The organism is Pseudomonas baetica (assembly GCF_002813455.1).
Taxonomy (GTDB): domain Bacteria; phylum Pseudomonadota; class Gammaproteobacteria; order Pseudomonadales; family Pseudomonadaceae; genus Aquipseudomonas; species Aquipseudomonas baetica.
On the sequence record NZ_PHHE01000001.1, the window covers coordinates 162,852 to 183,416 of the forward strand.

General features: G+C 58.2%; 14 protein-coding genes. 3 read left to right on the top strand and 11 right to left on the bottom strand.

Annotated elements, in window-relative coordinates; genetic code table 11:
* Positions 1–36: 36 nt before the first annotated feature.
* Complete coding sequence (gene guaA / locus ATI02_RS00780; protein ID WP_095190513.1) at positions 37–1,614, top strand: glutamine-hydrolyzing GMP synthase; 1,578 nt, start codon at positions 37–39, stop codon at positions 1,612–1,614.
* A 130-nt stretch (positions 1,615–1,744) separates the two neighbouring features.
* Here the strand turns inward: guaA and ATI02_RS00785 are convergent, their stop codons facing one another.
* The 4 genes from ATI02_RS00785 to ATI02_RS00800 form a co-directional block, all read right to left on the bottom strand.
* A complete protein-coding gene (locus ATI02_RS00785) occupies positions 1,745–3,865 on the bottom strand; it encodes a TerD family protein (RefSeq protein ID WP_238156273.1) in 2,121 nt (706 codons plus the stop codon).
* A gap of 365 nt (positions 3,866–4,230) precedes the next feature.
* Positions 4,231–6,381 carry an alpha-ketoglutarate-dependent dioxygenase AlkB gene (locus ATI02_RS00790; RefSeq protein WP_157815119.1) on the bottom strand — a complete coding sequence of 717 codons (2,151 nt, stop codon included), beginning with the start codon at positions 6,379–6,381 and terminating at the stop codon, positions 4,231–4,233.
* Between the two features lie 20 nt (positions 6,382–6,401).
* Positions 6,402–7,499, bottom strand: a complete 1,098-nt coding sequence (locus ATI02_RS00795; RefSeq protein WP_100845175.1) for an AAA family ATPase — start codon at positions 7,497–7,499, stop codon at positions 6,402–6,404.
* A 20-nt stretch (positions 7,500–7,519) separates the two neighbouring features.
* Positions 7,520–8,323 carry a small ribosomal subunit Rsm22 family protein gene (locus ATI02_RS00800; protein ID WP_100845176.1) on the bottom strand — a complete coding sequence of 268 codons (804 nt, stop codon included), beginning with the start codon at positions 8,321–8,323 and terminating at the stop codon, positions 7,520–7,522.
* 229 nt (positions 8,324–8,552) lie between these two features.
* On the opposite strand from ATI02_RS00800, the gene ATI02_RS00805 reads away from it, so the two are divergent.
* Positions 8,553–9,929: a multicopper oxidase family protein gene (locus ATI02_RS00805; RefSeq protein WP_100845177.1), complete on the top strand. Its 1,377-nt coding sequence runs from the start codon at positions 8,553–8,555 to the stop codon at positions 9,927–9,929.
* A complete protein-coding gene (gene tadA / locus ATI02_RS00810) occupies positions 9,929–10,426 on the top strand; it encodes a tRNA adenosine(34) deaminase TadA (RefSeq protein WP_095190510.1) in 498 nt (165 codons plus the stop codon). The genes ATI02_RS00805 and tadA overlap by 1 nt, the downstream gene beginning before the upstream one ends.
* 70 nt (positions 10,427–10,496) lie before the next feature.
* On the opposite strand, the gene cmoB is transcribed toward tadA, so the two are convergent.
* From cmoB to ATI02_RS00850, 7 genes are all read right to left on the bottom strand, one after another.
* Complete coding sequence (gene cmoB, locus ATI02_RS00815) at positions 10,497–11,453, bottom strand: tRNA 5-methoxyuridine(34)/uridine 5-oxyacetic acid(34) synthase CmoB (protein WP_100845178.1); 957 nt, start codon at positions 11,451–11,453, stop codon at positions 10,497–10,499.
* Positions 11,450–12,193, bottom strand: a complete 744-nt coding sequence (gene cmoA, locus ATI02_RS00820) for a carboxy-S-adenosyl-L-methionine synthase CmoA (RefSeq protein ID WP_095190508.1) — start codon at positions 12,191–12,193, stop codon at positions 11,450–11,452. Before cmoA ends, cmoB begins: the two co-directional genes overlap by 4 nt.
* A 202-nt stretch (positions 12,194–12,395) precedes the next feature.
* On the bottom strand, positions 12,396–13,034 hold the full coding sequence (locus ATI02_RS00825; RefSeq protein WP_170947295.1) for a lysoplasmalogenase: 639 nt from the start codon (positions 13,032–13,034) through the stop codon (positions 12,396–12,398).
* 2 nt (positions 13,035–13,036) lie between these two features.
* Complete coding sequence (locus ATI02_RS00830) at positions 13,037–13,429, bottom strand: protease inhibitor I42 family protein (RefSeq protein WP_095190506.1); 393 nt, start codon at positions 13,427–13,429, stop codon at positions 13,037–13,039.
* A gap of 215 nt (positions 13,430–13,644) precedes the next feature.
* On the bottom strand, positions 13,645–16,068 hold the full coding sequence (gene lon, locus ATI02_RS00835) for an endopeptidase La (protein ID WP_100845179.1): 2,424 nt from the start codon (positions 16,066–16,068) through the stop codon (positions 13,645–13,647).
* Between the two features lie 215 nt (positions 16,069–16,283).
* Positions 16,284–17,531 carry an IS256 family transposase gene (locus tag ATI02_RS00840; RefSeq protein ID WP_095191982.1) on the bottom strand — a complete coding sequence of 416 codons (1,248 nt, stop codon included), beginning with the start codon at positions 17,529–17,531 and terminating at the stop codon, positions 16,284–16,286.
* A 462-nt stretch (positions 17,532–17,993) separates the two neighbouring features.
* Positions 17,994–20,405, bottom strand: a complete 2,412-nt coding sequence (locus ATI02_RS00850) for a glucose/quinate/shikimate family membrane-bound PQQ-dependent dehydrogenase (protein WP_100845180.1) — start codon at positions 20,403–20,405, stop codon at positions 17,994–17,996.
* Positions 20,406–20,565 lie beyond the last annotated feature (160 nt).

Below are 20,565 nucleotides of genomic sequence, written 5' to 3' on the forward strand. Positions count from 1 at the left end.
ACGACTGTTTCTGAACGACTTAGACGAGACTGAATCATGGCCCTCGATATTCACGCTCACCGCATCCTGATCCTCGACTTCGGTTCCCAGTACACCCAACTGATCGCCCGCCGCGTGCGTGAGATCGGTGTGTACTGCGAACTGCACCCGTTCGACATGGACGAAGATGCGATCCGCGAATTCGCGCCTAAAGGCGTCATCCTCGCCGGCGGCCCCGAGTCCGTGCACGAAGCCAACAGCCCGCGCTGCCCGCAGGCGGTGTTTGACCTGGGCGTCCCGGTCTTCGGTATCTGCTACGGCATGCAGACCATGGCCGAGCAACTGGGCGGCAAAGTTGAAGGTTCCGAACTGCGCGAGTTCGGTTACGCCCGTGTCGACGTGGTCGGCAAGAGCCGTCTGCTCGACGGCATCGAGGATCACATCGACGCTGATGGCCTGTTCGGCCTCGACGTGTGGATGAGCCACGGTGACAAGGTCACCAAGATGCCGGAAGACTTCCACATCCTGGCCAGCACCCCGAGCTGCCCGATCGCCGGCATGTTCAACGACGATCGCGCCTACTACGGCGTGCAGTTCCACCCGGAAGTGACGCACACCAAGCAGGGCGGTCGCATCCTGTCGCGCTTCGTTCTCGACATCTGCGGCTGTGAAGCCCTGTGGACGCCGTCGAAGATCGCTGAAGACGCCATCGCCAACATCCGCGCTCAGGTCGGCACCGACAACGTGCTGCTGGGTCTGTCCGGCGGCGTTGACTCCTCGGTGGTTGCTGCACTGCTGCACAAAGCCATTGGCGATCAACTGACCTGCGTGTTCGTCGACAACGGCCTGCTGCGTCTGCACGAAGGCGAGCAAGTGATGGCCATGTTCGCCGAGAACATGGGCGTCAAAGTGATTCGCGCCAACGCTGAAGACCAGTTCCTCAACAACCTGGCCGGCGAAGCGGATCCTGAGAAGAAGCGCAAGATCATCGGTCGCACCTTCATCGACGTCTTCGATGCTCAGTCCAACAAACTGGAAAACATCAAGTACCTCGCTCAGGGCACCATCTACCCGGACGTGATCGAGTCGGCTGGCGCGAAAAGCGGCAAGGCGCACGTGATCAAATCGCACCACAATGTGGGCGGTCTGCCGGAAGAGATGAACCTGAAACTGGTCGAGCCACTGCGCGAACTGTTCAAGGACGAAGTCCGTCGTCTGGGCCTGGAACTGGGCCTGCCGTACGACATGGTCTACCGTCACCCGTTCCCGGGCCCGGGTCTGGGCGTGCGCATCCTCGGTGAAGTGAAGAAGGAATACGCCGACCTGCTGCGTCGTGCCGACCACATCTTCATCGAAGAACTGCGCAAAGCCGACTGGTACCACAAAGTCAGCCAGGCGTTCGTAGTGTTCCAGCCAGTGAAATCGGTTGGCGTTGTTGGCGACGGTCGTCGTTACGCCTGGGTGGTTGCCCTGCGTGCCGTGGAAACCATCGACTTCATGACCGCGCGTTGGGCACACCTGCCTTACGAACTGCTGGAAACCGTATCCGGCCGCATCATCAATGAAATCGAAGGCATTTCGCGCGTGACTTACGACGTGTCGAGCAAGCCGCCGGCGACGATTGAGTGGGAGTGATCCCGCGTCGCGACCTCTAGAATTCATGGTTGGATTCGCAGAGGCGCAAGAGGGGTTATAGAAAATGCCAGTCAGTTAATCTGACTGGCATTTTTGTTTTTGGTGGAAAGTGCGGAGGCAGGCGCAGGTATTAGAGGAACTGTGACCGAATCAAATCCGTATCGAACGGCGTTATTCCTTGATCAGTTGCAAACACCGCTTGTGCCTGCTGCGGCGAAGCCACTCGTTCGCCTCGTGCTCGTACATGCAAATCGAACAATGTCTCCAGATCAGGCCGTGGTGTATGTACCAAAGCCCGTAGCATCAACGAAATCCCGCTGAGGTTGTTCCCGACATTGTTCCACCGGGGAGCTGAGGTCAGTCCCAGGTCGGCCCAGATCACGCGCCGCTCCTGCAAGTCCATCACAAATGGCAGGCAGATCTCTGTGTCGGATGCGATATCGATACGATCGAACACCGTTCGCGGCTCGAATACTTCTCCCGATGCGGTATCGGCGCGGGCCATCCAGCCAGCGAAGCATTCTGGAAGATCGCAGTACGGTTGCTGGGTGTACGAGTTGATGGACGTGACGACATAACGGATACCTTTCTCGACGAGGACATCAAGGTCGAGGTCGATGAACTCCGAAGCCCCTTCGGGTGCGTCGACGATGTCGCCGCTGTGGCAGCCACCGTAATCTCTCAGGTTGTAGTACGCAACCGTTTCTCTGAACACGAAGTTGGCATCGAAAAATGCGGCTGACAAATCGATGTCCGTGCGTGAACGACCGTTTTTCCACCACAGGAACAGACGAATGAAGCGTGTGTCAGGCATCGGCAGACGACTGCCCCGCACCAGTGTCCGTAGCGATTTCGAAGAAGCGCGTTGTGCCAGCGGTACCCTGTATTCGAGTAATTCTGGATCGATGTAACAGCGACCCAATGGCGGGAGTGTCGCAAACCGCGTTACCAGAGCGTCCTCGCAGATTCGGGCTGCACGAGCCAGCACCTCGGGTGCGAGAAGCTCTCGGCCATCCTTGATGCCATAGACTTTGGCGAATGAGCCTTTCGGTGTGAACGCCCGAAGTGGCAGGGGGCGTGGCGCACGTGACTGGGCCAGCAACTGCAGCAGGACAGGCGAGGACACTTGTGGTGCAACAGCCTCGAACGCATCGAGAACCGGCTCTGGTTCCGTCGCGCGCCGCAATGTTGCGTCCAGCCGTCGTGCGAACTCACCGGGACGACTCTGTAGCACTGGCACAAGCTCGGCAATATCGCGCTGGGCGAACAATGTTTCGACACGTGAACCAAACGAGGCAGGCGCTTCGTTGCGACGCGCCGCCGTAATGGCGGCCAGCGCTCGTGGGTATTTATCGGCGTAATCGCCCGGATGAAGTACTTCAGCCAGGCGTTTCCATCGCTCGGCATGCCGCATTACGTCTTCCATAGCATTGGGTATTTGATCTAGCAGACTCAACAGCAGACGGCGAATCGGGCGCTTCATCGCTTTGAAACGTGTCGTAGCAGTTGCCAGTGATACGTCTCCTCCATTCAGCGCGATCGCCAGTCGTAGCACGTCAGTCGCCGTTTCTACGTTTTGCTCCAGAAATGCTTCCACCCGAGCATCGCCAGCTACATGCAGGATCAGTGCGCCGCCAACCTGTGCCCGTATCTCCCGGAACGGGACGACCTCAGGCAGCAGACGGAACACATCACTTTTGTACTCGCGGATAAACCAGATGACATCGGCCGCTTCCTCCTCGGAGAGCGAGGTGCTTGATGAAACCAGCGGCTCGAGCAGTGACTCGAACTCAGGGATGCTTCCCGGTTCGATAACCCAAGGAATGAAGTTGCCTTCAAGCATTGGAGGTCGAGAGTCTTCAGTCGCGGGTAAACGTCGAAGCGTGTGGTAATGCATGACGGCGTCGAGGTACAGCTCGGCCTCCGAGGCCGTCAGAACCTGCTCAGGAAAGTCAGGGTAAAACGGCCGGTGGTGCACATGTGCGCCACTCCTGTGCCGAAGAACTCCGACAATGTCACGCAACCAGTACTTGAGCTCTGTCGGCGACAACAGGCCGATTTGCTCAATCAGAGGCTCTGACAGTACGCACCGGAACGCCGCGATTTCCCGGACAGCCGACGCGACCTGAGCGCGCGTGGCACCACCAGTGCCCATCGGGACGTGAACTTTGCTGCGGCGACGCAGGAACAACTCCTGATTCATGCTTGATTTTCTCCCTGGGTCGCCGTCGTAAGCGAGCTGCAGCGTCATGTCTACAGCCGATATGAAAACGCCTGCTGGGAGCAGGCGCGGTGTGGAGAGCGGAACCCCTAGTTCATAGGGTTTAGAAGGAAGGTGTTCCATAGCCACGCCGGCATTCTACGGAAAGTTCTCCCCGGTTGTCAGGTTGCTTCGCATCTCAACGGTAACAAGCTGCGTCACCAGAAAAATAGGTGCTGACGAGCGACAAAGCGCGCGTCCATCGTCCTGACGGGCAGCGGCGATATTGGCCAAGTTTGCCCTCAGGGGTGGGGATGTGCGTGATCCCTATCGAGGTTTGATTTTCTAAATCCGTCGTTAATAACAAACCTCCAAATCAAAAGATCAGGAGTTTTTTAAAGTGTGTATTTGTCGAGTTAGGTGACGTCAATTGGAGGCTCCCGATCAACTTTTCTGAACGTTAACGAAATTCGACGGCCGCGTAGGTTGCCCTGCTCATTTTTGCGCTGTGGTATCTCATGAGACCATTCGTATCGGGCCGGACCATCCATTGAAACCGCGCTTCGTTGAAAAAGGTTAGTCTCGAATTTTTCATCGCCCGATCTGAACGTCATTTGCCACGTTTCGCACAGACTGATGGTAACGATAGGGCCGCGGAAGCAGTCAGGGCAATCAATGTGCTTACTGATCCCTTGATTTCCTATGTACTCGTTCACGATGACTTGATCAGGTAACTCTTTGACCAAGCCTAGATCAAGTAACCGCTGTCCCAGAGTTTGTGCCCACTTCGGCAAAGGTCCCAAGTACGAGGCAGAGTCAACTTTGCGAAGCTTGTAATTGTACTTCCAACCATAGTGCTGGACCCTGCGTTTCAAGTCAGATAACCACTCACCTAGCTCGACCCAGTCGAGCAAACGGAGCTCTTCTGCTTCGGTTATGAAGTCACGAATGACCTTAAGACCTTTCGGGGCAAGAGGGTCCGTCACCACAGGAAGGACATATTCGGTAGGTGGCAAAGGCAGCTTTTGCGCAATACTTCCGGTCGCCAGCCATTTCTTGAAAATATCTGAGTCAAACCGGTCGACATGCTCGATATTTTCGGGCAGAGAAAGATAAAGATCTCCCATGACCTTCAACAGTCGAGAGTCTTGATCAATTTGAATTTGGCCATCCCCCGATAGCTGGATAGTTGCGTTTTGAATGCGCAAGCTAGGGCGAATTGCTGCCGGGTAGAGACGTTTGGCAATCTCGATAGCTTTATCCTGAACTAGAGGATTGTCGAAGTCGGCGCTATACCAGTTTCCGCGCTTACCTAGCGGGCGTTGTGCCCAAACTTGATCGGCACATAAAAGCTCTATCTGGCCGTCAGCGAGTCTCCAATCAAGTGCTCCGGTCTTGTGAGTGGGCCATTGCGGTGCCGGAGACTTTGCACTCGATCCCGATTGCCAAGTGAGGAGTGCTAACCGTCTACTCGATTCGGTTAGACCTCTGAAGCGTAGCTCCAGGTTTCGATAGCCGGTGACCAGCCCACTCAAAATCGCCCCTGACCACCAAATAGCCGGTGGTAGGGCAGGCATGTCATTTTTCCATGTGATGAATTGATCAGGTTTAGGACGCAACAGAATCAGTTGCAACACCAGACCTACCGGATCGTAGTCACCTCTTTCTTTTTGCACGACCTGTTTGTCTTCCAGAATCGCACTCGTTTGCAGCAGCAGATCGTCGAGAGTTCCTGGCTCAATGGCGGCGCACCGTGCTTTGTCGCATATCGTTTCAAGCAGATCCGAAGGGCGCCATGCCTCTCGTACATTGATTTCGGAAAAGGTTTCCAGCATGGCGCGCCACAAGGCTATTGCCGGCGTCATGTTTGTCGGATTGCAAGGCTGATGCCATGGCAAATGATTGAGCCATGGCGCATCCAGTGCCGCGATAACCTCAGGCGTCTGATGCTCTGAAAGTGAGTCGCATAGAGCATCCAGCCACGGTTCTATGGTCGGAATAGCCCAGACAGCCATCGTTGCAGCGCCTCGCAATGCATTCCATCGATTTGGTGGGAACGCAGGCGTGCTTGGCGATTTTTTGGGTGGATTAAAAGCCTGAGTGACCTCATCGGCAACGAGAATTGGCTGTTCTGGCAACGCAAGATTCGAGAAGCCCTGAACCATTGCGATCAAACGTTCTTTGTCAGATTCAGACTTCACGCAGAAGTGGCTTACTGCGAATAGAGGTAATGCGCTAGGCCAGCAGACTTTCTTGTCTTGGTCCATATCAATCAAACCGTTGGACCAGGCTCGGTTTCGGTGTCTCAGTACTTTAATTGTTGGAAGCAGGCTCGAATCAAACCAGACGGTAACGGCGATTCGATCCTCTGGGAAATTACGCTCTAAAGGCTTACTTACACCGAGGTACAAGCCCGGCTCGTTCGCAGGCATGCACCACTCATCAGCCAGAAAACTCAGCCAAGCCCTGTGGTCGAGCGAGAGAGCCAATCGGCTTTCGGGTGGCTGAGGATTTTCAGGGCGAGCGTCTTCCTGTTCGCTTTCAAGGAACAATGGCATCGTTGTCATTGGCGCCTGCGGCTTCGCAATCATCTGTTCAAAAGGTTCGGAGCGGGTAATCGGGAGATTTGATGCTGAGTCAAAGGAGGCAGACCGTTGAAAATGGTGAGGTGATCCCGTGCTCGCGCGCAGAGCATGTACAGGCGTCTTTGCTCATCGGTGAGGCTTTCCGGAGTTGAGCGAAAGAGATCTTGCAAGTAGACAGCATTGAATTCAAGGCCAATCACCGCGAGGCTTGTCAGAACAGTAATTCCGGGCGTCATCAGCTTAATTCGATGCTCGCTGCCCCTAGGAGACTCGTGGGTGTAAGCATCGACTCGTGTATCAGGAGGCAACGCAGCCTGCAAAAGCGTTTGCAGCGTCTGGGCATCTTTGACTTTATGTACGATCACACCGATTGATCCACCTCGGTTACGGTAACCATTGGCGATCAAGCTCACAGCATCCGCCCAGCTGGAAATAGGTTCGAGGCGTGGTACCGAGCCTCCGCGTCCGCGTCGGATAATGCCGGGTGGCAATGTATTGGCGCGATGATGGAAGTGTTCAGCGACCCACGCAATTTCTTCGGTGTTCCGATGGTTTTCCTTCAGCCTTACTGGATTAGGCATCGGCGCATTGCGGATATCCTGAATAGAGGCTCGCTGACTATCCGTGGTTTGATCTTCATCGGCAAAAACAGTGACGGTTTTTGCGCCGTATCGCACTGCCCACGCGTAGAATTCAGCGGGTAAGTTTTGACCTTCATCAATGATCAGATGGTCAAGCGTAGGCTCAACATTCGCAGCCTCATACTGTGCCATCACGGCAGGCCAATCGTAGTGAAAAGGTCTGACTGGTTGAGGGGCGGCGAAATTGAATCGAGTGAAGAAGTCTGTGGTGAAGAACGTGCTCATAGTTTTTGTCGCGACGGTCCCATTACCCAACTGAGCCGCAAGTGCAGCAAGCATTCTATTTCTGGTAATGAGTACAGCACTACGTTTCAGATTTCTCAGATATTGGGTGCGGTGAACGGCCATGGTCGTTTTTCCTGAACCTGGTGGCCCCAGTACAAACAAGTTCCTATCCGGTGGCGCATCGTAAATCTGCATTTGTTCGTCGATCAAATCATCTAAGAGCGGGAGTTTCATGAACGATCATCTCTGAAAATTTAATTTGTCGCACTCTTGAAGAAGAGGGCGTAATGAAGATCTTTAGGGTTACGCGTGAGCTCAAACCGCTCGACTTTCTCGCGAAAGGACTGAAAACCGCCGGCGATCAGGGAGTCACTGAACGCAGGGAATTTTTCCCGGGCTTTTGGGCTTGAACTGTTGGTATAGAGCACCGCGCATGGACCAGGACCTATGCGCTTGTGAGCGGCAAGGATGTCAGCAACCAATTCCTCCGGATCCAGAGTTGGGCTGGCAAGCAGGTACGACGCAACGAAGATAGTGAGTTCACCTCGCACGGCTCCGAAGTCGATATCCGACAGATCGTCGGTGAACTGAAGGTGCGTTTGAGGGTGCAGAGCGCCTTGGGCCTTTGTGGCATCTGCCATCTGGTTTCCCAGAGAGAGCATGGATTCATACCGATCCACGCCGTAATAACGGAACATCTTTTCTGGTCCCAGCACCGAAGCCAGAGACAGGCCCGCAGTAAATGGGCCGCAGCCGAGATCGATTACCGTCGGGCGGTTGCTCAAAACCGAGGTTTTGAAGAGCTGGTCGAAAGCACATCTGAGTTCATCCAGATGTCGACTTTGGTTGTATTTTGCATAAAGAAGAGCTTTGTCCGGGCCTGCGAGTTTTTTTTGAGGGGCATCAAAGTTAGCTTGTCCACCCTTAATGACTTCAAAAAAAACCGTGTCTCGCGGCCATCCCAAATACGTATCGGCTGTAGTTCGACAGTCGGCGTTAATTGGGTCGTTGACCACTTGGTCGATTACCCTGTCGAGCCATCCCGGGTATGCAGGCATGCACAGTCCTTGTGTTTTTATTTGGATCCAATGAAGGGTTGCGATCAAAGTGCCACTATTTTATCCATACATCAACCCCCCCTATTGGAGAATTGCCAGTACGCTCTGCAAGTGATTTTTCGCCCTGTGCGGCCCCGGGTCACCCTTACTGTTTCGCAATTGCAGGTGTATCGTATTCGCCCTTTACGGGTCTGCGGGCCCGTCGCTGATACGTGAGGTAGTTGAGTTCATGTCCTTTACCCGTCGCCAAATCCTCGGTGGCCTGGCCGGTCTTGTTGTCGTTGGCGTGGGAGCGGGGGGCGCGTCGCGTTACTGGCTGGGCAAAATGGCTGACGCTGAGGCTGGTCACGACTACGAGCTGATCGCCGCGCCGCTGGACGTTGAGCTGGTGCCGGGGCACAAGACCGAAGCCTGGGCGTTCGGCCCGTCGGCGCCGGGTACCGAGTTGCGTGTGCGTCAGGGTGAATGGCTGCGGGTGCGCTTCATCAACCATCTGCCGGTGGCGACCACCATTCACTGGCACGGCATTCGCCTGCCGCTGGAAATGGACGGCGTGCCGTACGTGTCGCAACTGCCGGTGTTGCCGGGCGAATACTTCGATTACAAATTCCGCGTGCCCGACGCCGGCAGCTACTGGTATCACCCGCACGTCAGTAGCAGCGAAGAGCTGGGGCGCGGGCTGGTCGGGCCGTTGATCATCGAAGAGCGCGAGCCGACCGGTTTCAAATACGAAAAAACCCTTAGCCTGAAAAACTGGCACATCGACGAGGAAGGCAATTTCGTCGAGTTCAGCATTCCCCGTGAAGCCGCGCGCGGTGGTACGGCGGGACGCCTGTCGACCATCAATGGCGTGCCGTTGCCGGTGATTGATTTGCCGGCCGGGCAGATCACCCGCGTGCGTCTGCTCAATCTCGACAACACGCTGACCTATCGCATCAACATTCCCGGTGTCGAAGCGCAGATCTATGCGCTGGACGGCAACCCGGTCGAACCGCGGCCGCTGGGCAAGGAATACTGGCTCGGCCCGGGCATGCGTATTTGCCTGGCGATCAAGGCCCCGGCAGCGGGCGAAGAACTGTCGCTGCGCAACGGTCCGGTACGGCTGGGTACGCTACGTTCAGTGGCCAACTCCGATGCACCGACCGAGTGGCCGCCCGCGCTGCCGGCCAACCCGGTGGCCGAGCCCGATCTGGCCAATGCCGAGAAACTCAACTTCAATTTCGAATGGGTCGGTTCGGTGTCGGTCAACGTCGACAACGGCAGGCCGCCGAGCCTGTGGCAGATCAACGGCAAGGCCTGGGACATCACCGACAAGACGTGCGCCGATCGACCGATTGCCAGCCTGAAACTGGGCCAGAGCTATATTTTCGAACTGAAGAACATGACCCAGTACCAGCACCCGATCCACCTGCACGGCATGAGCTTCAAGGTGATTGCGTCGAACCGCCACAAGATCATTCCGTATTTCACCGACACGTATCTGCTGGGCAAGAACGAGCGTGCGCAAGTGGCGCTGGTGGCGGATAACCCGGGGGTATGGATGTTCCATTGCCACGTGATCGACCACATGGAAACCGGCCTGATGGCCGCCATCGAGGTGAAGTGATGCGCCAGATTCGCCCCGCGGCGATCATCGACCGCAGCCGTGATCGTGATTTCATGCGCGAAGCCCTGGCCCTCGCCGCGCAAGGCGCAGCCCTCGGCGAAGTGCCTGTGGGCGCGGTGCTGGTGCAGGATGGCGAGATTATCGGGCGTGGCTTCAACTGCCCGATCACCGGAAGCGACCCCAGCGCCCACGCAGAAATGGTCGCGATCCGCGCTGCTGCGCAAGCCGTGAACAACTATCGCCTGCCGGGCAGCACGCTGTACGTGACGCTGGAGCCGTGCAGCATGTGCGCGGGGTTGATCGTGCATTCTCGAGTGTCGCGCGTGGTGTACGGCGCGCTGGAGCCGAAGGCCGGGATTGTGCAGAGCCAGGGACAGTTTTTTACCCAGGGCTTTTTGAATCATCGGGTGTTGTATGAGGGCGGGGTGCTGGCGGAGGAGTGTGGCGCGGTGTTGACCGAGTTCTTCCGGGCTCGCCGAGCCAAAGCCACTGAATAAACACCAACCCCAAAGTGGGAGCGAGCAAGCCCGCTCCCACAGGAGGATCTCCTTTGTAGGGTAGATCGGACTACTTCTTCGCGACGATCACCGCCCGCATCGGCGCCGGCAGTCCTTCGATCGTCTTGCTGTGATCCTCAGGATCCAGGAAGTCACTCAGCGACTGATACTTCATCCACTCGGTGCCGCGCTGTTCCTCGACCGTTGTCGTGCTGACATCGACGCAACGAATGTCAGTGAAACCGGCGCGGCGCATCCACAACTCCAGCGCCGGCACCGACGGCAGGAACCACACGTTGCGCATTTGCGCGTAACGATCTTCCGGCACTAGCACTTGATGCTTGTCGCCTTCGACCACCAGGGTTTCCAGCACCAGTTCGCCGCCCTTGACCAGGCAATCCTTCAGCGCCAGTAAATGCTCGATCGGCGAGCGACGGTGGTAGAACACGCCCATGGAAAACACCGTGTCGAAACCTTCAAGGTTCGGTGGCAGGTCTTCAAACGGGAACGGCAGGTGCCAGGCATTCGGCTCCGACAGGTAACGCTGCACAGCCTGGAACTGGCAGAAGAACAGCCAGTTCGGATCGACACCGATCACGCTGTCCGCGCCGGCGCCGAGCATGCGCCACATGTAGTAACCATTGCCGCAACCGACATCGAGAATGCGTTTGCCTTTCAGATCCAGATGCGGGGCGACGCGCGACCACTTCCAGTCCGAACGCCATTCGGTGTCGACATGCACGCCAAACAGATCAAACGGCCCTTTGCGCCATGGCGACAGGCCCATCAGCGCGGTGTGCATTTGCGCACGGGTTGCGTCGTCGCAATCGGTGTCGAGCTTCAGACCGTCAAGCAGATCGACTTCGCTCGGCTGGATCTTCGGCAGCGCATCCAGTGCACTTTGCCAGCGCTCCAGATCGCCGTGGCCTTTCTCCATTTTTTTGTCGAGTTGCGCTTGCAGGGTGTTGGCCCAGTCGGCCAGCGGTGTACCGGCCAGACGGCGGGCGAGGGGGGACAGATCAATCATGGCAAGGCAATCAACGAGGCAAAGTTAAGACACTGGAACCACGGCACGACTTTCGAGAAACCGGCGGCCAGCAGGCGTTCGCGGTGTTCTTCGAGGCTGTCGGGCTTCATGACGTTTTCGATGGCGCTGCGCTTCTGGGCGATTTCCAGTTCGCTGTAGCCGTTGGCGCGTTTGAACGCGACGTGCAGATCGGTGAGCAGCGCGTGTTCTTCGGCATCGTTGAAGCGCAGCTTCTCCGACAGAATCAGCGCGCCACCCGGCAGCAACGATTGACGGATGCGCGAGAGCAACGCGGTGCGCTGATCCGGGGCGATGAATTGCAGGGTGAAGTTCAGCGCCACCACAGAAGCAGGCTGGAAGTCGAGCGCGAGGATATCGCCTTCGATCACTTCGACCGGCAGCAACTCCTGGAACATCGAATTCTGACCGTTAAGGTATTCGCGGCAACGCTCGACCATCGCCGCCGAGTTATCCACAGCGATCACCCGGCAACCGTCGGTGCGGACATGGCGGCGCAGCGCTTGGGTCACCGCACCGAGCGAGGCGCCGAGGTCGTAGAGCACGCTGTTTGGCTGGGCAAATTGCGCAGCGAGCACGCCGAGATTTTCAACGATGGTCGGGTAACCCGGCACCGAGCGCTTGATCATGTCCGGGAACACCCGCACCACGTCTTCGTTGAAGGCGAAGTCAGGCACCTGGGCCAAAGGCTGGGCGAAAATGCGATCGGGTTCTTTGCTCACGGCGGTGTCCGGCGGTGTCGGTGGAAAAGGCCGGCATTTTAGCCAAAGTGGCGCGGGGATGCGCGGGTTGTCTGATAAAGCGTTTTTTTGCCGGTGATCGTTCCCACGCTCTGCGTGGGAATGCCGCCCCGGACGCTCCGCGTCCCTGCGCAAATGACGCAGAGCGTCACAGGATGCATTCCCACGCGGAGCGTGGGAACGATCAGATCCGTTTAGTCTGGGAGAACGCCGAGGCCGCGATGCCCCATTGGCCCAGCCAGTAGCTGAGGATGATGACGTAAGGTGCGGCGTGGAAAGGGGCGACGAAACGGTCGATACCGATCACGCTATCCGAAAATACAAACGCCAGCGCACCACCCGCCGCGAGTAGCGCCGAACGTTTCGGCACATCGGTGCCGAGGCGAGCGAGGGCGCGCCAGAGCATCGCACTGATCGCGGTGCCATAAACAATCACTGGTATCAGCAACGGCCCGAGACCGCTGGAAATCAGAATCCCCAGTAAGACCGCGCCAACACCGAGCGCGAGCACTAAGGGCAGCACCGCCAGACGCTTGCAGTCACTCAGATAAGCCTTCAGATACGCCAGATGCGCGATCAGAAACGCGCCGAGGCCGAACACAAACAAGTCCCCCGGCCATGCCAGCAACACGTCGCCGAGCAGCGAGAAAATCAGACCCAGGCTGATCCAGCGGCGATAGTCACTGGGCGGGGCGTCGTGTAGCCAGCCGAGCAGCGCCAGCACCGGTAACGGTTTGACCAACAGGCAAAGCAGCGCCGCGTGGGTGCTCACACCGTAGAGAAAAGTCACCGCGCCCATCAGCGCCAGGATCAGCCAGCCCACGATCAGTTCACCGAAATGGCGCAGTCAAAGGTTTCCACCGGCAACACTTCCGGCGCCCACGGCTGTTGCGAGGTCAGGCGCAGACGCCCGGTGCCGGGGGCAAATGCTTGAAAGCGCCAGGTCGATACGCCCGCCGCGCCGACTACGCCAGCATCCTCCGGATTGCTATAGACCTCGGGGCTGAGGGCGCGCAATACACCGCCTGCCGAATCCTGAATGGCCCAGCGGTAGCCCGTGGTCGGGTTGCTTGGCAGCGTCACAATCAGGTTTTGCCCGTTGCTGAGCTGGACGGGGCATTCGCTTTGTTTTTCCACGGTCACGTTGTGTTTCGGCTGCGTGGCGCAAGCGGCCAGCAAGGAAAGGGCGAGGGGGACAAACAGGCGAGTGGGGGACATGGTGTCAGCGGCTCCGGCGTTTACGACGAACGGCGAGCATAACTGAAGATGAGACAAAGTGTGACAGTCAGGGGGGGTGGGTGTCAGGACTGACGCCTTCGCGAGCAGGCTCGCTCCCACAGTGGGCAACGGTGTTCACAATTTCTGTGTTCACTGCACAACCCTGTGGGAGCGAGCCTGCTCGCGAAAGCGGTAGACCCGGCGCTATCGAGTTATCAGAAGAGCACCTTCGCCACATCCGCAAATTTCTTCGCAAAGTGCACAGTAATCCCTTCCTTCAAATAATCCGGCAATTCCTCAAAATTACCCCGGTTCGGCTCCGGCAGAATCAGTTCGAAAATCTTCTGCCGACGCGCCGCAATCACCTTCTCGCGCACCCCGCCAATCGGCAGCACATGCCCGGTCAGCGTCAGTTCGCCGGTCATGGCCACGCCTTTTTTCGGCGCTTGATTGCGTGCGAGCGAGAGCAGGGCGCTGGCCATGGTCACACCGGCGCTTGGGCCGTCCTTCGGCGTTGCGCCTTCCGGCACGTGCAGGTGGACGAAGGCCTCGTCGAAGAACTTCGCGTCGCCGCCGAACTGTTTCAGGTGCGAGCTGACGTAGCTGTAGGCGATCTCTGCCGATTCCTTCATCACATCACCCAGTTGCCCGGTTAGTTTGAAACCGCGATTGAGTGTGTGAATCCGCGTGGCCTCGATCGGTAACGTCGCGCCGCCCATGCTGGTCCACGCAAGGCCGGTAATGACACCGGTGCCGGACAGCACTTGTTCGTTGCGGAACACCGGATGACCGAGCGAGGCCTCCAGGTCTTTCGGCCCGAGCTTGATTACCGCTTTCGGGTCGTCGATCAGCTTCATCACCGCTTTGCGTACCAGTTTGCCCATTTGCTTTTCGAGCTGGCGCACGCCGGCTTCACGGGCGTAACCGTCGATCAACGCCTTGAGCGCGCTATCGTTGATGCTCAGGCTGCCCTTGGATACGCCGGCCTTTTCCAGCAGTTTCGGCCACAAGTGACGCTTGGCGATGGCGACTTTTTCTTCGGTGATGTAGCCCGACAGACGAATCACTTCCATGCGGTCGAGCAGCGGGCCGGGGATGGAATCCAATGTGTTGGCGGTGCAGACAAAGAGGACTTTCGACAAGTCCATGCGCAGGTCGAGGTAGTGGTCGAGGAATTCGACGTTCTGCTCCGGGTCGAGGGTTTCCAGCAGTGCCGAGGCCGGGTCGCCCTGATAGCTTTGGCCCATCTTGTCGATCTCGTCGAGCATGATCACCGGGTTCATCACTTCGACGTCTTTCAGCGCCTGCACCAGTTTGCCCGGCTGCGCGCCGATGTAGGTGCGGCGGTGGCCCTTGATCTCGGCTTCGTCGCGCATGCCGCCGAGGCTGAAGCGGTAGAACGGCCGACCGAGGGATTCGGCGATGGATTTGCCGACGCTGGTTTTACCCACACCCGGCGGGCCGACCAGCAGCACGATGGAACCGCTGATCTCGCCTTTGTAGGCACCGACGGCGAGGAATTCGAGGATGCGATCCTTGATGTCATCAAGCCCAGCGTGGTGTTTGTCGAGGACTTTGCGCGCGTGCTTGAGGTCGAGTTTGTCTTCGCCGTATACGCCCCATGGCACGGACGTCGCCCAGTCGAGATAGTTGCGGGTGACTGCGTACTCGGGTGAGCCGGTTTCGAGGATCGACAGTTTGTGCATTTCTTCTTCGAGGCGTTTCTGCACCTGCGCCGGCAGGACTTTGCCTTCCAGGCGTTGCTCGAACTGTTCGATGTCCGCACTGCGGTCGTCCTTGGTCAGGCCGAGTTCCTGCTGAATGACTTTGAGTTGTTCCTTGAGGAAGAACTCGCGCTGATGCTCGCCGATCTTGCGGTTAACTTCTGCCGAGATCTCTTTTTGCAGGCGCGCGACTTCGACTTCCTTGCGCAGCATCGGCAGGACTTTTTCCATGCGCTTGAGCATGGGCACGCAGTCGAGCACTTCCTGCAATTCCAGGCCGGTGGCGGAGGTCAGGGCGGCGGCGAAGTCGGTCAGCGGCGACGGGTCGTTGGGGCTGAAGCGGTTGAGGTAGTTTTTCAGCTCTTCGCTGTACAGCGGGTTGAGCGGCAGCAGTTCCTTGATCGCGTTGATCAGCGCCATGCCGTAGGCCTTGACCTCGTCGGTCGGCTCGGTGGGCTGGTGCGGGTATTCGACTTCCACCAGATACGGCGGGCGATGGTGTTTGAGCCAGGTCTTGATGCGTACGCGGCTCAGGCCCTGGGCGACGAACTGGAGTTTGCCGTTTTCGCGGCTGGCGTGGTGGACTTTGACCAGGGTGCCGTATTGCGGCAGGGCGTCGGTGTTGAAGTGGCGCGGGTCTTCCTGAGGCGTGTCCATGAAGAACAGGGCCAGGGAGTGGTGTTCGGATTTGCTGACCAGTTCGAGGGTTTCGGCCCAGGGTTCTTCGTTGACGATGACCGGCAGGACTTGCGCCGGGAAGAACGGGCGGTTGTGGATCGGGATGATGTAGACCTTGTCCGGCAGGTTCTGGCCGGGCAGGGCGAGGCCTTTGCCGGAGGCGGTGTGTTCGATGTGGTCTTCGCTGGCTTCGGTGTAGTCGTCGGAATTATCGGGGAATTCTTGCTGGTCGCTCATGGGGCACCTGCGCAATGGGGTATGGGTCTTAGATGGGGCAGGGTTTGGGTGGTTTCAATGGGGGTGGGTGTTTCTGGTTGTGTGTTCAGGGTTTTGACAGGGGGCACGCTTTTGGGCTTGGCGGCCTTTGGGCCGACCAGGTTCTTGGGGGGGGTGAGAGTGTCAGATTTTTTGTGTGCGGGCCGGTAATGGCCTGCCGTCAGGCAGGCCGGGTTTTACCAGGTCGGCCTGATAAATCGATCTCCGTACAGAATCGCAAATTGGTTCATCGCACTCTTCCAGTCATGAGCCGCCGAGCCCCAGTTTGCCGTGATGTTACGCAGCCCAAGCCAGATCAGCTTGGTCGCTGCGTCATCCGTCGGGAAGTGGCCCCGGGTCTTGATGATCTTGCGTAGCTGAGCGTTGATGCTTTCGATAGCGTTGGTCGTATAGATCACTTTTCGAATGGCAGGCGGGAAGACAAAAAATGGAATCACTCGATCCCAGGCTCGTCTCCAGGCCGCCACCACCGTTGGGTATTGCTTACCCCAAGGGCCATTTTCAAAGGCATCCAGTGCTTCCTCAGCCGCTTCTGCGTTGATGGCTTGATAGATCGGTTTTAGCGCCTTGGCCAGCTCACGGCGCTTGTCCCACGCCGCGTAATCGAGGCTGTTGCGGATCAAGTGGACGATGCATGTTTGCAGCGTTGTTGCCGGAAATACTGCGCTTAGCGCCTCTGGCATGCCTTTGAGACCGTCAGTCACGGCGATCAGCACGTCCTCTACGCCGCGGGTCTTGAGGTCGTTGAAGACCTTCATCCAGAACTTCGCACCCTCGGTGTTTTCGATCCAGATACCAAGAATATCGCGCGTTCCATCGGGTAAAACACCCAGCGCCAAGTAAATCGCCTTGTTGCGGACAAGGCCTTCTTCTCGGATCTTGACCCGCAGCGCATCGAAGAAAATGACTGGGTACATCGGCTCAAGCGGTCGCTGTTGCCACGCACCAATTTCCTCCATCACCTCGTGCGTGACTGAGCTGATGAAGTCATGGGAAACGTCCGTCCCGTATTGCTCAGAGAGGAAAGCGCGGATTTCTCGAACGGTCATGCCTCGGGCATACATGGCGATGATCTTGTCATCAAAACCGGTGTAACGCCGCTCATGCTTGGGGATCAGAATGGGGGCAAAACTGCCATCCCGATCACGGGGAATCTCCAGCCGCAGCGGGCCATCCCCCGTCAAAATCGTCTTGCCCGTTTTGCCATTGCGCTGGTTGGTTTCATCCTCTGGGCGCTGCGCGCCCGGCGGATACCCCAGGTGGTGACCGAGCTCGGCACTCAATGCTCGCTCAATCAAGGCCTTCTTGAAGGCCGCAGAAGCGTCTTCAATAGCCTCTGCGGTAATCAGCCCCTCACCGAACTCTTCGAGCAGCTCCTTGGGGATTTTTGGTAGGTCACGCAGGGGTTTCTTTTTGGTTGGCATACATGCACCTCTTACTCATGTTATGCCCGAACACAAAATTTCTGACACCCCCAAGGTATCCCGCGTACAGCCACCATAAAACAAGCACTCGGGGTGCTGCTGTTAAGCGGCGGCAATTATGCCTCAGAAGTCGGGCCGCGACGCCCGTTCGCTGAATTTGCAGCGACCACCAGAGCCTATCCAGCCAATTTCCGAGGCACAACCGACGCGACTTGTCGGAAAACTCCGCGCCACTTTCAACGTCTGTAGGACGAGCACATTTCCCACAGATAAACACTTTTCAACCTGTGGGAGCGAGCCTGCTCGCGAAAGCGGTGTGTCAGGCACCGTAGATGTTGAATGTGCTGACGCCTTCGCGAGCAGGCTCGCTCCCACAGGGTTCCAGGTGTATGCAGAAATGGCGTGCACAAAAAAGGCGATGTCCCTCACGAGACATCGCCTTTGTTTTACCGCCGCTAAAGCTTATTCCGGCAGTTTGTACGCAATCACATAGTCACCCATCTTGGTGCCCAGCGAGCCGTGGCCGCCGACAACGAGCAGCACGTATTGTTTGCCGTCCTTGCCGGTGTAGGTCATCGGAGTCGCTTGACCACCTGCTGGCAGACGCGTTTTCCACAACTCTTTACCGGAGTTGACGTCGTAGGCGCGCAGGTACTGGTCGAGGGTGCCGCTGAGGAAGCCAACGCCACCGGCCGTCACGATCGAGCCGCCCATGCTAGGCACGCCCAGGTTGAAGCCGATCGGGATTGGCGAGCTGTCGCGGCTGGTGCCGTTCTTGCGTTTCCACACGACTTTGCTGGTGGTCAGGTCGATACCGGCGACGTAGCCCCAGGCCGGAGCCTGGCACGGTACGCCGAGTGGCGACATGAACGGGTGCATGATCACCGCGTAAGGCGCGCCGGTGTTCGGTTGCACGCCAGCGGTTTCGCTTTCGCGTTTGCTACCGGCGGCGACTTTCTCGCGCGGCACCATTTTCGAAACGAAGGCCATGTAGTTCGGGCTGGTGAACAGCATTTGGCGAACCGGGTCGACCGACACGCCGCCCCAGTTGAACACGCCAACGTTACCCGGGTAGATCAGGCTGCCCTGTTCCGACGGAGGGGTGTACTGACCTTCATAACGCAGTTCCTTGAACTGGATGCGGCACAGCATCTGGTCGAACGGGCTCGCGCCCCACATGGCTTTTTCGGTCAGTTCCGGGGCCAGCAGGTTGAGGTCCGAACGGGCCTGGGTCGGTGCGGTGAAGTCGCCTTTGACGGCGCCTTGCGGTACCGGGATTTCCTTGATCGGGATGATCGGCGTGCCGTCACGACGGTCGAGGACGTACAGGCTGCCCTGTTTGGTCGGGGCGATCAGCGCAGGTTTCACACCATCGGCGGTTTTCATGTCGAGCAGGGTTGGCTGGCTGCCAACGTCCATGTCCCACAGGTCGTGGTGGGTGAACTGGTAGTTCCAGCGCACTTTACCGGTGGCCAGGTCCAGCGCAACGACACCGGCGCTGAATTTCTCGGCGCCCGGGGTGCGGTCAGCGCCCCATTGGTCTGGGGTCTGGTTGCCCAGTGGCAGGTAAACCATGCCGAGTTTTTCGTCGACGCTGGCCAGCGACCACATGTTGGCCGAGTTGCGGCTGTAGGTTTCGCCCGGAGCCAATGGTTCGGTGGCGTCTGGCTTGTCGCTGTCCCAGTTCCACACGAGGTGGCCGTCGCGCACGTCGAAGGCGCGGATCACGCCCGATGGCTCGTTGGTCGACTCGTTGTCGGTAACGTGACCGCCCATGATCACCAGATCACGGGTAATCGCCGCTGGTGAGGTGGAGTAGTAACCACCGGCGGTGAACGGGCCGATGCCTTGGGTCAGGTCAACCACGCCGTTTTTGCCGAAGCCTTCGCAGATTTTGCCGGTGTCGGCGTTCAGTGCGATCAGGCGAGCATCAGCGGTTGGCAGGTACAGACGACGCGGGCAGGCCTGAGCAACGGCTTTGCCAGCTTCGGAAATTACGGCGGAGGCAGCGTTTTCAGACTTGGCGTAAGCGGCTTCGTCGTAGTACGACACGCCACGGCAGGTCATGTGGGCGAAGCCTTTGAAGCCGACCGGGCTCTTGATCTGCGGGTCGAAGCGCCACAGTTCCTTGCCGGTGTCCGGGTCCAGCGCCAGCACTTTGCTGTGCGCGGTGCAGGCATAGATCATGCCGTTGGCTTTGAGCGGGGTGTTTTCGTTGGTCAGCTCAACCGGGTCATCAGCGGTCGGCAGGTCGCCGGTCTGGATGCGCCAGGCTTCTTGCAGCTTGCCGACGTTTTCCGGGGTGATCTGCTTCAGTGGCGAGTAACGGTCGCCGAATTCGCTGCGGCCGTAGGCCTGCCAGTCGCCATCCGGCATGGCTGGCGCGGTGCTGGTCATGTCGGCAGTGTCGCGGCCCAGTTCGCCGAAGGTTTCGCCCGGGTGGGTGAACAGGCTGGCCAGAGCGGTGACGCCGGCCAGAACCACGGCCACGGTCAGACCGCCGGTGCCCATTGGCGCAGGGCCGGCGAGCAGCAGTGGACGACGGAACCACGGCAGCAACATCACGAAGCCGAGGACAAACCACAGCGCCAGACGTGGCACCAGTTGCCACCAGTCCAGACCGACTTCCCACAGCGCCCAAACGGTGCTGGCAAACAGCACGATGGCGTACAGGCCCAGCGCCGCACGACGGCGCAGCAGCATCAGAATGCCGGTCAGCGCGATGCCGATACCGGCCAGCAGGTAGTACAGCGAGCCGCCGAGCATGCTCAGCTTGACCCCACCGGCCAACATGGCCAGGCCCATCAGTAGAAGCAGAATGCCGAGCAGGCTCGGTAGCAGACGGCCCCGACTCGAAGCACTTTCGGTGCTCATAGTGTGATTCTCCGTGACGTTTATGTAGTCCCGCGCTGTAGTCACTTTAGATGACGATTTGGCGTGGGCATGGTTCAGATAAAACTTGTTTGGCTAACTAAATTCTTGCGTGGGAGGGGGCTTGCTCCCGAAAGCGGTGTGTCAGATGGCTGGTGTGTTG